This window comes from Noviherbaspirillum sp. (assembly GCF_036563305.1).
Classification (GTDB): domain Bacteria; phylum Pseudomonadota; class Gammaproteobacteria; order Burkholderiales; family Burkholderiaceae_D; genus Noviherbaspirillum.
In genome coordinates this window covers 268291-281647 of sequence record NZ_DATCMQ010000008.1, presented here as the reverse complement: position 1 = coordinate 281647, position 13357 = coordinate 268291, and the positions used below count along the sequence as shown (strand labels likewise).

Below are 13357 nucleotides of genomic sequence, written 5' to 3'. Positions count from 1 at the left end.
TCGGTACCGGCGCCCGTCGCGCTCACAGCTGCGGGTTCAGGCGCTCGGCTTTCGAGTGCAGCTTGTTCAACGCCGACAGGTACGCCTTGGCAGCCGCGACCACGATGTCCGGATCGGCCCCGACGCCATTGACGATACGGCCGTTCTTCGACAGCCGCATTGTCACTTCGCCCTGCGACTCGGTGCCGGTCGTGATGGCGTTCACGGAGAACAGCAGCAGTTCGGAGCCGCTCTTCACTTCCGATTCGATCGCATTGACCGTCGCATCCACGGGCCCGTTGCCCTGGCCCGCGCAGGCCAGCTCCTTGCCGCCCATCGTAAACACCACTTTTGCCGTCGGACGTTCGCCGGTTTCCGAGTGCTGCGCAAGGGAGACGTAGCCGAAGTGCTCGTTCTCGTGGGAATGCTGCTCATCCGCCACCAGGGCAATGATGTCCTCGTCGAAGATCTCGGACTTGCGGTCGGCCAGCTCCTTGAAACGCGCGAACGCCGCATTCACTTCCGCCTCGGAATCCAGGCCGATGCCGAGTTCCTCGAGGCGCTGCTTGAAGGCATTGCGTCCCGACAGCTTGCCGAGCACGATCTTGTTCGCGGTCCAGCCCACGTCTTCCGCCCGCATGATCTCGTAGGTGTCGCGCGCCTTCAGCACGCCGTCCTGATGGATACCGGACGCGTGCGCGAATGCGTTGGCGCCGACCACCGCCTTGTTGGGCTGCACGGCAAAACCGGTGATTTGCGAGACCAGCTTGGAGGCGGGCACGATCTGCGAGGTATCCACCGAGACGTCGAGGTTGAAGTAGTCCTTGCGCGTCTTCACGGCCATCACGACTTCTTCCAGCGACGTATTGCCTGCGCGCTCGCCGAGGCCGTTGATCGTACATTCGACCTGCCGCGCGCCGCCGATCATCACGCCTGCGAGCGAATTGGCGACCGCCATACCGAGATCGTTGTGGCAATGCACCGACCAGACGGCCTTGTCCGCATTGGGGATGCGCTCACGCAGGGTTTTGATCAGATTGCCGTACAGCTCGGGCACGCCATAGCCGACGGTATCCGCGAAGTTGATGGTGGTGGCGCCTTCCTTGATCACCGCTTCGATCACGCGGCACAGAAAATCGACGTCGGAGCGGCTGCCGTCCTCCGGGCTGAACTCCACGTCGTCGGTGAACTGACGCGCGAAGCGCACGGCGAGCCTGGCCTGTTCCAGCACCTGCTCGGGACTCATCCGCAGCTTCTTTTCCATGTGCAGCGGTGACGTCGCGATGAAGGTATGGATGCGTTTGCGCTCGGCGGGCTGCAGTGCCTCCGCAGCACGGGAGATGTCCCGGTCATTGGCGCGGGACAGCGAGCAGACGGTCGAATCCTTGATGATGCCGGCAATCGCCCTGATTGAATCGAAATCCCCGGGCGATGCCGCAGCAAAGCCGGCCTCGATCACATCGACCCGCAGTCGCTCGAGCTGCCTGGCGATGCGGATTTTTTCATCCTTGGTCATCGAGGCGCCAGGGGACTGCTCGCCATCGCGCAAGGTGGTATCGAAAATGATCAGTTTGTCGGCCATGCTGCACTCCTTAGTGGAAATTTCGGGTGATCGAAGCGTTGATTAAATGGTCTTCCGCCTGCCCTTGCCTGCATCGGCATGAGCGTGGTACTGCACGGATTGTGGGGGTATGGGAGTTAGCGCGCGTTAACGCACTAGTAGAAGCAGCGACAGCAGCAGGCCGGCCGGCGTGCTGCTGGAGAATGCGGATGCGGAAATGTGGATCTCGCGGGACATGCGAAAAACTATAAGCGGAATCGTGGAAAAGTGCAACGATTTGCTTCGATGGGTCTTTTCCCTTTTCGGGCAGGCCTGCTCCGTCCGCCCATCGCTACTCTTTCAGGTCGACGTTGTCGTTCTCGGAAGTCTGGAGAATGCTGACCGGCTTGCCCTTGAAAAGGCGCCAGAAATAGACGCCGTACCCTGAAAGCCCATACAGCACGAACATGCCGAACAGGACTTTCGGCGGATCGCTCGACACCAGGACGAAGACCAGCACGATGAGAAACACCGCGATGAACGGTACCGATTTGCGGAAATTGACTTCCTTGAAGCTGTAGAACGGCACATTCGTGACCATGGTGAGGCCGGCATACAGGGTGATGGTCCAGGCAAACCAGACAAGCTCGGTGCCGACGAAACCAAGGTCGTCCATCAGCCAGATGAAACCGGTCACCAGCGCCGCGGCCGCCGGACTGGGCAAGCCCTGGAAATAGCGCTTGTCGACCACGGCGATGTTCGTGTTGAAGCGCGCCAGCCGCAGTGCGGCGCCCGCGCAATACACGAAGGCTGCGAGCCAGCCGAGCTTGCCCATCCCGCGCAGCGACCATTCATACACGACCAGTGCCGGGGCGGCACCGAACGACAGCATGTCCGAGAGACTGTCGTACTGCGCACCGAACTCGCTTTGCGTGTTGGTCAGCCGCGCCACCCGGCCGTCGACACTGTCGAGCAGCATCGCGGCGAAGATGGCCACTGCCGCATAGTCGAACTTCAGGTTCATTGCCATCACGATGGCGAAGAAGCCGCAGAAGAGATTGGCGGTGGTGAAGGCGTTCGGGAGCAGATAGATACCGCGCCGCCGTGCCGGGGGGGCGTCCGGCGCGTCGATATCCGGGCCCGCCTGCACCTGGTGCAGGGAGCGGCGCTGGAGACGTCGGGCGAACAGGCCCGAGTTGCTTTTCGCCTTGCGACGATTGAAGGTTGCCATACTGTTCGGGGTGCGGTGGCGGCCGGCTTACAGCACGGCCAGGATGGTTTCGGTGGCCGACACTTTGTCGCCTACGGCGACTTTCGGCGCCGCGCTGAGCGGCAGGTAGACGTCGACGCGCGATCCGAAACGGCTGAATCCGTAGCGCTGCCCGCGCACGAGCCGATCGCCGGCTTTCACGAAGCACAGGATGCGGCGCGCAATCAGGCCGGCGACCTGCACGCAGGTGATGGTTTCGCCGTTGCTTGCGGTAATCGTCACTGCATTGGTCTCGTTGTCGGGCGCGGCTGTGTCAGGATAGGTGTTGACGCGCTTGCCGGGAAAGTAGTCGGCGACTTCCACCGTACCGTCCACCGGCGACCGGTTTGCGTGCACGTTGAAGATGTTCGTGAACACGCTGATCTTGAGCGCAACGCGATTCGTGTACGGGTCCTGCGTTTTCTCGACGACGACGATCCGGCCGTCGGCGGGCGACAGCACCGCGTTTGCCTTCTGCGGCACGACACGCGCGCGGTCGCGGAAAAACTGGAACACGACAATGGCAAGGATCCAGAACGGGATGGACCACAGGCCGGCAAGGAGCGTGACAACGACGGCAACGGCAACCGCAACGCCAAGGAAAGGCCATCCTTCGCGGGCAATGATGGGATGAAGATAGTTGTTCAACTTCGCTCCGGATGATGATGGAAAATGAAACGTGGCTATTCTAGTCGAGGCTTTCATAAAAGTAACCCCTGCCGGGGGCGGACGCCCGGCTCGGTTACGTTGGGGTACTTGAGCTACGACCTTATCCCGCCCGGTTCGTTTCGGGGGGCAAGTGCTTCCGGCTACTTGAACCGCACCTTGCCGACAACGCGGGTCCCCAGCGTCGTCTCGCCCGGCTCGAAGCTCGGCTCCTCCACTTGGCCGGCGTCCATCGGCGCCGCGCGCATGGTCTTCATCATCGCGGCCTCGCCCTGCGGGGCATAGGCGCCCGAGGCTTCGAAGTCAAGGGTGTCGAGGCTGGCGTCGGCCGGATTGCGCCCCATTGCCCTGGAGATCGCGGCGATCTTCTCGGTGAGGTTCTGCCAGGCGGCGGCGATACGCTGCTCCTCGAGCTTCCTTGCGGTGGCGTCGGCCAGCCCGAATTGCAGGCCGTTCAGCGCCAGCACACGCTGCACGGCCGCGACATTGGCCGGCAGGCGTTCCAGGCTGGCGGTGCGCATGTCGAGGTATTGCCCTACCCGCCAGCCGACCAGCTGGCGCGTCTTCCCCTGCTGCCTCGGCTGCACGCCCTCCTCGGCATAGACGGGATAGGTGTAGTAGCCGCGGGTCTGCAGAACGGCGGTGGGGTCGGCCTGCCGGAGCATCTCCGTACCCTGCTTCATCTTCAGGTTGACCCGCGAGGCCGCGGCGGCCTTGTCCTTGTCCTGTTCCTCGACCATGAAGGTGACGCGCGCCTCGTCATTGGCTTGCTTCACCTCGCCGTAGGCGGGTACCACGACCATCGTTCCGCCGGTCTGTACCGGCGCCTGGGCAGGGGCATGGACGGGTGTCTGTGCACAGGCGACGGTCAGGCTGGATGAAAGCAGGCAAAACAGGACGGCGGCATGTCGCATTCGGGTCTCCGGAAAGAAAAAAGGGCCTGCACGAGGTGCAGACCCTGTTTATTTTACTCAAGCAGGCCGACGCACCGCCGGTCCTGCAATTTTCCGCAACAAACTCAGTTCTTGGACTGGTCGACCAGCTTGTTCTTCTTGATCCAGGGCATCATCGCGCGCAGCTTCTCGCCGACCTGCTCGATCTGGTGCTCGGAAGTCAGGCGGCGACGCGAAATCAGCGTCGGCGCGCCGGCCTTGTTCTCGAGGATGAAGCTCTTTGCGTATTCGCCGGTCTGGATGTCCTTCAGGCACTGGCGCATCGCGTTCTTGGTGTCTTCGGTGACGATGCGCGGGCCGGTGACGTACTCGCCGTACTCCGCGTTGTTGGAGATCGAGTAGTTCATGTTGGCGATGCCGCCTTCATAGATCAGGTCGACGATCAGCTTCAGCTCGTGCAGGCACTCGAAGTAGGCCATTTCCGGCGCATAACCGGCTTCGGTGAGGGTCTCGAAACCCGCCTTGATCAGCTCGACGGCACCGCCGCACAGCACCGCCTGCTCGCCGAACAGGTCGGTCTCGGTCTCTTCGCGGAAGTTGGTCTCGATGATGCCGGCCCGGCCGCCGCCGTTGGCCATCGCATAGGACAGCGCGATGTCGCGAGCGCTACCCGACTTGTCCTGGTACACGGCGACCAGATGCGGCACGCCACCGCCCTGGCTGTAGGTGCCGCGAACGGTGTGGCCGGGCGCCTTCGGCGCGACCATGATGACGTCGAGGTCGGCGCGCGGCACGACCTGGCCGTAATGGACGTTGAAGCCGTGGGCAAAGGCCAGCACTGCGCCCTGCTTCGCGTTCGGGGCGACGTTTTCGTTGTAGACCTGGGCGATGTTCTCGTCCGGCAGCAGGATCATGATGACGTCGGCTGCCTTGACTGCCTCGTTGACCTCGGCAACGTTCAGACCGGCGTTCTTTGCCTTTTCCCAGGATGCGCCGCCACGACGCAGGCCGACCGTGACCTTGACGCCGGAGTCGTTCAGGTTCTGCGCATGCGCATGGCCCTGCGAGCCGTAGCCGATGATGGTGACGTTCTTGCCCTTGATGAGGGACAGGTCGCAGTCTTTGTCGTAGAAAACTTTCATGGATCTTCCTAACGTGGTTTATTGGTTGTGTGCTTCTGTTGGATCAGACTTTGAGAATGCGCTCGCCGCGGCCGATGCCGGAGCCGCCGGTACGGACGGTCTCCAGGATCGCAGTGCGGTCGATCGATTCGATGAAGGCATCGAGCTTCGATTTGTTACCCGTCAGTTCGATCGTGTAAGTCTTCTCGGTGACATCGATGATGCGGCCGCGGAAGATGTCCGCGGTGCGCTTCATTTCCTCGCGTTCCTTGCCTACCGCGCGCACCTTGATGAGCATGAGCTCCCGCTCGATGTGCGCGCCTTCGGTCAGGTCCACGACCTTGACCACCTCGATCAGCCGGTTCAGGTGCTTGGTGATCTGCTCGATCACGTCGTCCGAACCGCTGGTGACGATGGTCATCCGCGACAGCGTTGCGTCCTCGGTGGGCGCGACGGTCAGGGTTTCGATGTTGTAGCCACGCGCGGAAAACAGGCCGACCACGCGCGAAAGTGCGCCTGCTTCGTTCTCGAGCAAGACGGAAATGATATGGCGCATTACAGATCCTCCGAACCCAGCAGCATTTCAGTCAAGCCCTTGCCGGCTTTCACCATCGGCCAGACGTTTTCGGTTTGATCCGTAATGAAGTTCATGAACACCAGCCTGTCCTTCATGCCGAAGGCTTCCTTCAGCGCGCCCTCGACGTCGCCCGGTTTCTCGATCTTCATGCCGACATGGCCGAAGGACTCGGCCAGCATGTTGAAGTCGGGGAGCGAATCCATGTACGACTCGGAATACCGGGAGCCGTAGTCGATCTGCTGCCACTGCCGCACCATTCCGAGGAAGCGGTTGTTGAGCAGGATGATTTTCGGCGTCAGGTGGTACTGCTTGCAGGTGGCGAGTTCCTGGATGCACATCTGGATCGAAGCTTCGCCGGTGACGCAGGCGACGGTTGCATCCGGATTGGCCATCTGCACGCCCATCGCGTAGGGCAGGCCGACACCCATCGTGCCCAGGCCGCCGGAATTGATCCAGCGTCGCGGCTTGTCGAAGCCGTAGTACTGCGCAGCCCACATCTGATGCTGACCGACGTCGGAAGTGATGAAGGCGTCGCCCTTGGTGACTTCCCACAGCTTGCGCACGACCTCCTGCGGCTTGATCACCTCCTTGGACGTCGTGTACTTCAGGCACTCGCGGCCGCGCCACTCGTTGATCTGGCGCCACCAGGCGGCATGGGCGGCGGCGTTCGGCCGCGCCTCGGCGGCATCGAGCTGCGAGAGCAGTTCGACCAGCACGTCCTTGACGTTGCCGACGATGGGAATATCCACCTTCACCCGCTTGGAGATCGAGGACGGGTCGATGTCGATATGGATGATCTTGCGCGGATGGCTGCCGAAATGCTTGGGGTTGCCGATGACGCGGTCGTCGAAGCGGGCGCCGATCGCGATCAGCACGTCGCAGTGCTGCATCGCCATGTTGGCCTCATAGGTGCCGTGCATGCCCGGCATGCCGACGAACTTGTCGCTCGACGCCCGGTACGCGCCCAGACCCATCAGGGTATTGGTGCAGGGATAGCCCAGCTTGTCGACCAGCTTGTTCAGCTCGGCCGATGCATTCGCGAGGATCACGCCGCCGCCGGTATAGATCATCGGGCGCTCGGCCGCCAGCAGCAGTTGCACTGCCTTGCGGATCTGTCCGGCGTGGCCCTTGTCGACCGGCCGGTACGAGCGCATCTCGATTTCTTTGGGATACTCGAACGCGCACTTCTGGATCGTGATGTCCTTCGGGATGTCCACCAGCACCGGGCCGGGACGGCCGGTAGTGGCGATGAAGAAGGCCTTCTTGATCGTCGACGCCAGGTCCCGGACATCCTTCACCAGGAAGTTGTGCTTGACGCAGGGACGGGTGATGCCGACGGTGTCGCACTCCTGGAACGCGTCCTGCCCGATGGCGGCGGTCGGCACCTGCCCCGAGATCACGACCATGGGAATCGAATCCATGTACGCGGTGGCCAGGCCGGTGACCGCATTGGTGACACCGGGGCCGGAAGTCACGATGGCGACGCCGACCTTCTTGGAACTGCGCGAATAGGCGTCGGCCGCATGGATGGCCGCCTGCTCGTGGCGCACCAGGATGTGCTGGAATTTGTCTTGGTTGAAGATCGCGTCGTAGATGTAGAGCACTGCGCCGCCGGGATAACCGAACACGTGTTCGACGCCCTCTTCGGCCAGGCAGCGCACGGCTATTTCCGCGCCTGTGAGTTCTGCAGACATTGCTAGTCCTTTCAAGGTCCATAGGAGATTGATCGGATGCTCTCCCCTCGCGAAACCGCGTGGTACGACAGCGCCTGGGCTTCCCTTCTTTGTGCGGTGACGCCGGTTCGTTGCACACCCGTAGATGTGGTTCAAAGCGACGCTGAGCGCGACTCGTTCAGCCGGGGGATCTGAAGTACCGGAGCGGACTTCTCACGCTTGTGGCATGGGTTAGAGCAAACAGCTATTTAAAGCGCGTCGGGTCGGGGTGCGGCGTCATGTGCCGCGTCGACAGGACAGTCCTTCGAGGTGCGAAGGGAGTGATAAGTTAATGCGTCGCACAATTTTGGTCAAGTTAAATTCCTTCAAAATCGTTAGAAATCAAGCGGTTTCCGCAATATCCGTGCACGCTTCATGCGGTTTTTTGCTAGCATGCGCTCTGTTCAAAACATGCCCCGCTTCATTTCTTCGCTTCCCGGCCGGCGCGCCGGCTTCCCCAACCGTTTGCATGGCCACTGACAAAGAACTGTCCGACTTCCTCGAGAACGTGGAGCGCCGCGCGTTCAAGCAGGCGGCCTACGCGGTGCGCAAGGACGAAGCCGCACTGGATATTGTTCAGGATGCAATGATCAAGCTGGCCGAGAAATACGGCGACAAGCCGGCGCAGGAGTTGCCGCTCCTCTTCCAGCGCATCCTGCAGAACACGATTACCGATTACTTCCGGCGCGAGAAGGTACGCAACACCTGGATCAGCTTTCTCTGGAGCCCGGGCAAGGACCGGGAGGACGCGGAAGGCTTCGACATGCTCGAGACCTACGAGGCGGAGGACGGGACCGTCGCCGCCGAATCCAGCGCCGACAAGGTGGAACGCCGCCAGGTCCTGGCGGCGATCGAAGCCGAGGTGCGCAAGCTGCCGACGCGTCAACGGCAGGCATTTCTGCTGCGTTATTGGCAGGATATGGATGTGGCCGAGACGGCCGCGGCGATGGGCTGCTCGGAAGGCAGCGTCAAGACGCACTGCTCGCGGGCGACGCACGCGCTGGCCCAGGCACTCAGAGCAAAGGGAATCACCTTATGAACACGAGAGAACTGAATTTCGCCTACAAGGTGCGGCACGCGCTGAACGAGAACCTGGAGACGATCCCTGCGCCGGCCGCCGAGCGGCTCGTGGCGGCGCGGCGGATTGCCCTGTCCCGCAGGAAGACGGCGGTTGCGGCACCGGTATTGCTGGTGCGCCAGGTGTTCGCCGGGGCGCGCGGCCGTTCAGGCGGGTCGCATCCCTGGCTGGCCGCCGCCGCCGCGATGCTCCCCGCGATCGTCCTGGTTGCCGGACTGGCAAGCATCATCCAGTACGAGGAACAGCGCCGCATTGCGGATACCGCCGAGATCGACGCGGAAATGCTGGCCGATGAACTGCCGCTTTCGGCCTACCTCGACAACGGTTTCAACGCTTTCCTCTCCAAGCGGGGGGACTGAGATGAGACGGACCGGACGGGCGTTCCGATCGCTTGCCGCCCGCCTGCTGCGGGCGGTGCTCATTGCGGGCTGCACGGCGCTGCCCGTGGCCGTGCCGGCCCAGGGGCAGGCCTCGGTTTCGCCGGCACCGGCAAAGGCGTCCGCGAGCGGTCCCGCATGGAGCACGCTGTCGCCTGCCCAACAGCAGGCACTGGCGCCGCTGGCATCCGAATGGGACAAGCTGGACCCGTACCGCAAGAGCAAGTGGCTGGCCATCGGCAACCGCTACCCGTCGATGACCCCGGAGGAACAGCAGCGGCTGCAGGAACGGATGCACGACTGGGTAAAGCTCACCCCCGAGCAGCGGCGCCAGGCGCGCGAGCGCTTCGCCAGGGCCAAGCAGCTCGACCGCGAACAGAAATCCGCCCAGTGGGAACAATACCAGCAGCTTCCGGAAGAACAGCGCATGAAGCTTGCCGAAGAAAACGCCCGCAAGAAAAGGCTCGCCACCCTGCCGCGTCCTTCGCAGCAGCCGCAGCCCCTCCCCCCCATCAAGTCGGCGCCGAAACCGGTGCTGGAGAAATCCGTGAGGCCGCAAGTGCCCGGCATGCCGGCGCCGCAGCCCGCCCCCCAACCCGGCAAGCAAGGTGAGCCTTGAACAATCAGAACACTCCCACCCTCAAGAGCCGACTGGCCAGCATGGTCTACGAATCGATGCTGCTGTTCGGCGTGGTCTTCGTCACCGGTTTCCTGTTCTCCTATCTGGCCGGGCAGCGCCATGCGCTCTACCTGCGCCACTTCCTGCAGGGCTGGCTGCTGTTCGTGCTGTGCGCCTACTTCATCTGGTTCTGGACCCACGGCGGCCAGACGCTGGCCATGAAGACCTGGCGGATGCGGCTGGTTGCCGCGGACGGCGGCCCGGTCACGGCCGGCCGCGCGCTTTACCGCTTCCTGCTGTCGTGGCTGTGGATCCTTCCCGGCCTGGCACTGGCATGGCTGCTCGGCGCCAAGACCTGGATGCTGATCTGGATCCCGGCACTCAACATGCTGCTGTGGGCAATGGGCGCGCGCCTTGACCCGCAGCGCCAGTTCCTGCACGACCGCATCGCCGGCACCCGCCTCGTGGTGGCCGAGGAGGCGCCGCGCAAGGCTGGCGCAACTGCCTGAGGACCGGTACGGACGGGTGGTCGCGCGCATCACGAGACTCATGCTGCTGCTGCAGGCGCTTGTCGCCGCGGCGCTTGCATGGCTGTTCGCATTCCTGCTGCCCGCTGCAGGCGGGTGGCTCGCCACTGCCCTCGGGCTGGCGTGCGTACTCGGCGTACGCGCCGCCATCAACGCCAACAATTTCCTGATCGCCTCCCGCTTCCGCAGCCATTTGCCGGCGCATTTCAGGATTCGCGGCATTGCATTCCTCCGGCTCTTCCTGGCCGAGTTCCGCGCCAGCATGGTGAGCTCCTCCTGGAGCATGCCCTTCCTCGCATTCGAGCGCTGCCTGCCGGAGGATGCGGAAGGACTTCCGGTCCTGCTGGTGCATGGCTATGGCTGCAACAGCGGTTACTGGCGCGCAATGAGCCGTGCATTGCAGCGGGCGCGCGTTGCGCATCACGCAGTCAACCTGGAGCCGGTCACCGCGAGCATCGACGATTACGTCGCACAGGTGCATGCAGGCGTTGAGCGCCTGCGCAAGGAAACCGGCAGCCGCCGCGTCATCCTGCTTTGCCACAGCATGGGCGGCCTGGTGGCCCGTGCTTATATCAGGGTGCACGGGACCGGGCGACTGGCACGCGTAATCACCCTGGGCACGCCGCACCACGGCACCGCGCTCGCCCATTTCGGCGTCGGACTCAACTCGCACCAGATGCGCTGGACGGCGAGCGAACAAGGGGGGCTGGCAAGCGAATGGCTGCGCGAGATCGCTGCCGGCGAAGACATCCGGACATACCGCCTGTTCGTCTCGATCTGGTCCCACCACGACAACATCATCTCGCCGCAGAGCTCGTCCCGGCTGGAGGGGGCGAGGAACATCGAACTGCATGCGGTCGGCCATGTTGCGCTGGCAATGGACAAGCAGGTGCAGAAGCTGGTCGTGGAGGAGATCCGCGCGGCAAGCGCAATACCGTTGCCCTGACCGGCGGTCGGGTCGTGCGTGTTACCGCGCCCTACACAGGTTGAACTTTTCGGGCCGCATATGAACCGAATTGCTTGATCCCGCTGCGGCGGGCAATTCCATTTCTACCCGACAAGGAGCTTGCCATGAAAGCCTACGGCGCTGCAGTCGCAACTGTCCTCATGCTTGGCGTCACTTCCGCAGCCTGCGCCGCCGACCTGGTGGAGACCGCCCGCACCTCCGGCAGCCTCAAGACCTTCATGCAGGCCGCGCAGACCGCGGGCATGGCGGACAAGCTCAAGAATTCCGGACCGTACACGGTGTTCGCCCCGAGCGACTCCGCGTTCAAGCAGCTGCCGCCCGAGAAGGTCGCCGCCCTGCTCAAGGACAAGGAAAAGGCCGCCCAGCTGGTTGCCTATCATGTGATTCCCGGCGCGGTGACGGTCGCCGACGTCAAGCCCGGCAAGGTGCAGACCATGCAAGGCAGCCCGGTGACGCTGACATCGGACAACGGCAGCGTGACGGTGGAAAACGCCAAGGTGATCCAGAGCGACCTGAAGGCCGACAACGGCGTGATCCATGAAATAGACCAGGTAGTGCTGCCGCCGGAATAAGGCGGCGTCCCGGCTGTCCGTCCCCGGTCGTCCCCCCGCTACGTTCTGCCCGGCAACGATGTTATGCTTGGCACTCGCGCCGTCAGGCTGGCGGGCGGGAAAACAAGACACTGCTGAAACGGGAGGCAGCCAGCATGCAGCATAAGGCACCGCGCAGGACGCGCGAGCGCATACTCGAACTGTCACTACGATTGTTCAACGAATTCGGCGAACCGAACATCACCACGACGGTGATCGCGGAAGAGCTGAACATCTCGCCGGGCAACCTGTACTACCATTTCCGGAACAAGGACGATATCGTCAATTCGCTCTTCGCCCAGTTCGAGGCGGAGATCAGCCGCATGCTCGCGGTGCCGGCGGACCGCCGGCCCAATATGCACGACGTCTGGATGTACCTGCACCTGAGCTTCGAACTGGTCTGGCGCTACCGCTTCTTCTACCGCGACCTGAGCGACCTGCTCTCGCGCAACCGCAAGCTGGAGCTGCATTTCAAGCAGATCCTCGCGCACAAGACCAAGGTCGCCCAGCAGCTCTGCCTCGGCCTGCGTGACGACCAGGCGCTGGTCGCCACGGACATGGAAATCGACGGCCTGGCAAACAACATCGTCGTGGTCGCGACCTATTGGTTATCGTATGAGTACGTACGCAACCCGCGGCAATACACCGAGCAGGAAGTGATGGCCGACGCCCTCGCCCGCGGTTGCTACCAGGTGCTGTCGCTGATCGGTCCCTACCTGCGCGGCGAGACGCGCGAGGTGTTCGAGAAGCTGACCGCGGAAAACCTGAAGAAACTGAGATGAGCACCGCGCCATCGCCCGCCTGCCGCGTTTGCCGCAGCGTTCCCTGCAACCACCACCTCTTGGCGACCTGCCCGACATGAAATCCCTTTGCGTCTACTGCGGCTCCTCCATCGGCGCCTCTCCCCGGTATGCCGAAGCTGCCCGCGCCCTTGCCGCCGCGATGGTGGCGGACAACATCGCGCTGGTCTACGGCGGCGGCAACGTCGGCCTGATGGGCGTGATCGCCGACGAAGTGATGCGCCTGGGCGGCGAAGCCACCGGCGTCATTCCGCAGGCGCTGATGGACAAGGAAGTGGGCCATCGCAGCCTGACCCGGCTGCACATCGTGAAGGACATGCATGAACGGAAGGCGATGATGGCCGCGCTGTCGGACGGCTTCATCGCCATGCCCGGTGGCATCGGCACGCTGGAAGAGTTGTTCGAGGTGTTCACCTGGGCGCAGCTCGGCCTTCACGAAAAGCCGATCGGACTGCTGAATGTGGACGGATTCTATGACGGGCTGATCGGCTTCCTCGGCCACGTGGTCGCGCAACGCTTCCTGCGGCCCGAGCAAGCGTCGGTGCTCCTGCACGAAGCCGAGGCCCCGGCCCTGCTCCTGCGCATGCGGAACTTCAAGCCGGCGTATTTCGACAAGATCGTCGATCGCGAGACCGCCTCGCGCATCGCATGACGAACCGCGC

Annotated in this window: 15 protein-coding genes; 8 read left to right on the top strand and 7 right to left on the bottom strand. The window is 63.2% G+C overall.

Translation table 11 applies throughout. From position 1 onward, the window contains the following. Positions 1-22: 22 nt before the first annotated feature. The 7 genes from VIM12_RS06980 to VIM12_RS06950 form a co-directional block, all read right to left on the bottom strand. Positions 23-1561 carry a 2-isopropylmalate synthase gene (locus tag VIM12_RS06980; protein ID WP_331940894.1) on the bottom strand — a complete coding sequence of 513 codons (1539 nt, stop codon included), beginning with the start codon at positions 1559-1561 and terminating at the stop codon, positions 23-25. A gap of 310 nt (positions 1562-1871) precedes the next feature. Next, positions 1872-2750, bottom strand: coding sequence for a CDP-diacylglycerol--serine O-phosphatidyltransferase (gene pssA / locus VIM12_RS06975; protein ID WP_331940893.1), 879 nt, complete (start codon positions 2748-2750; stop codon positions 1872-1874). A 27-nt stretch (positions 2751-2777) separates the two neighbouring features. Then, entirely contained in the window at positions 2778-3473 is a 696-nt protein-coding gene (locus tag VIM12_RS06970) for a phosphatidylserine decarboxylase (protein ID WP_414691759.1), read from the bottom strand. A gap of 104 nt (positions 3474-3577) precedes the next feature. Continuing rightward, on the bottom strand, positions 3578-4348 hold the full coding sequence (locus VIM12_RS06965) for an SIMPL domain-containing protein (protein ID WP_331940891.1): 771 nt from the start codon (positions 4346-4348) through the stop codon (positions 3578-3580). Positions 4349-4452: 104 nt separating this feature from the next. Then, positions 4453-5469, bottom strand: coding sequence for a ketol-acid reductoisomerase (ilvC, locus tag VIM12_RS06960; protein ID WP_331940890.1), 1017 nt, complete (start codon positions 5467-5469; stop codon positions 4453-4455). Positions 5470-5512: 43 nt separating this feature from the next. Continuing rightward, the gene (ilvN, locus tag VIM12_RS06955) at positions 5513-6004 is read right to left on the bottom strand and encodes an acetolactate synthase small subunit (protein ID WP_119738913.1); all 492 of its coding nucleotides are present in this window, start codon (positions 6002-6004) and stop codon (positions 5513-5515) included. Beyond that, positions 6004-7719, bottom strand: a complete 1716-nt coding sequence (locus VIM12_RS06950; RefSeq protein WP_331940889.1) for an acetolactate synthase 3 catalytic subunit — start codon at positions 7717-7719, stop codon at positions 6004-6006. Before VIM12_RS06950 ends, ilvN begins: the two co-directional genes overlap by 1 nt. Positions 7720-8206: 487 nt before the next feature. Here VIM12_RS06950 and VIM12_RS06945 point away from each other — a divergent pair, with 487 nt between their 5' ends. From VIM12_RS06945 to VIM12_RS06910, 8 genes are all read left to right on the top strand, one after another. Then, positions 8207-8776: an RNA polymerase sigma factor gene (locus VIM12_RS06945; RefSeq protein ID WP_331940888.1), complete on the top strand. Its 570-nt coding sequence runs from the start codon at positions 8207-8209 to the stop codon at positions 8774-8776. Further along, positions 8773-9174, top strand: a complete 402-nt coding sequence (locus tag VIM12_RS06940) for a DUF3619 family protein (protein WP_331940887.1) — start codon at positions 8773-8775, stop codon at positions 9172-9174. The genes VIM12_RS06945 and VIM12_RS06940 overlap by 4 nt, the downstream gene beginning before the upstream one ends. A gap of 1 nt (position 9175) precedes the next feature. Then, positions 9176-9811, top strand: a complete 636-nt coding sequence (locus tag VIM12_RS06935) for a DUF3106 domain-containing protein (protein WP_331940886.1) — start codon at positions 9176-9178, stop codon at positions 9809-9811. Further along, positions 9808-10320, top strand: a complete 513-nt coding sequence (locus VIM12_RS06930; RefSeq protein ID WP_331940885.1) for an RDD family protein — start codon at positions 9808-9810, stop codon at positions 10318-10320. Before VIM12_RS06935 ends, VIM12_RS06930 begins: the two co-directional genes overlap by 4 nt. Positions 10321-10360: 40 nt before the next feature. After that, positions 10361-11284, top strand: a complete 924-nt coding sequence (locus VIM12_RS06925; RefSeq protein WP_331940884.1) for an esterase/lipase family protein — start codon at positions 10361-10363, stop codon at positions 11282-11284. 125 nt (positions 11285-11409) lie between these two features. After that, positions 11410-11877, top strand: a complete 468-nt coding sequence (locus VIM12_RS06920) for a fasciclin domain-containing protein (RefSeq protein WP_331940883.1) — start codon at positions 11410-11412, stop codon at positions 11875-11877. A 134-nt stretch (positions 11878-12011) separates the two neighbouring features. Then, positions 12012-12677, top strand: coding sequence for a TetR/AcrR family transcriptional regulator (locus tag VIM12_RS06915; RefSeq protein ID WP_331940882.1), 666 nt, complete (start codon positions 12012-12014; stop codon positions 12675-12677). 76 nt (positions 12678-12753) lie between these two features. After that, positions 12754-13347, top strand: coding sequence for a TIGR00730 family Rossman fold protein (locus tag VIM12_RS06910; RefSeq protein ID WP_331940881.1), 594 nt, complete (start codon positions 12754-12756; stop codon positions 13345-13347). Positions 13348-13357: the final 10 nt, after the last annotated feature.